The organism is Haloarcula sp. Atlit-47R (assembly GCF_003665985.1).
Taxonomy (GTDB): domain Archaea; phylum Halobacteriota; class Halobacteria; order Halobacteriales; family Haloarculaceae; genus Haloarcula; species Haloarcula taiwanensis.
The window spans coordinates 1-578 of record NZ_QPLQ01000030.1 but is presented as its reverse complement, the minus strand read 5'-3'; the positions used below and the strand labels follow the sequence as shown (position 1 = coordinate 578).

1 pseudogene is annotated in these 578 nt (G+C 48.1%); it reads left to right on the top strand.

Annotated features, from left to right (window positions below):
- Nucleotides 1-374 precede the first annotated feature (374 nt).
- Nucleotides 375-578, top strand: a pseudogene (locus tag DVK00_RS22130) (hypothetical protein); the annotation flags it as partial.

Below are 578 nucleotides of genomic sequence, written 5' to 3'. Positions count from 1 at the left end.
TACCTGGGCGTGACCCAGCCCAAATTCATCGGCCCAGTGCTCAGCCATCTCGTCGAGATGGTGAGACTGTTTGACCGTCCATTGATCGTGAATCACAGGCTCTGTTGAAATCCTTCAGCGTTGACATTGGAGAGAACGCTCCTTCTGGCTAGTTTCCGTGGATCACAGTAAAAACTAGTCTCTCAACAAATCGCAAGACGGAAAGAGGGTTTCAACAGAGCCGGAGAAATCATAATATCGCGGATTTCCAGGCCCAGTTCCAGGTAGAAACTTCAGGCAACGTGGAATCAGTCAGTATTTAAAATGCAAAAGTACAGATAGGCCCTGATTCTGAACAATGGAACGAGAATGCAGTTACTGTGCAACCAGGTCAGATGACGCCTGGTGAACAGGAATTTACAGCCACAGCTTCTTCAGGAAGCGCACAGGCCCAGGATACAGCACCAGCTGTAAAGCCAACACCAGGCAATTACAAAGTCGATGTAATTCCTGCGAGAAACGAGGAAATGAGAGAAGAAAGCAGCCAAAACTCTATCCAGGACAATTATATCGAAGAGCGCGGCGGATTCGTTACCTCA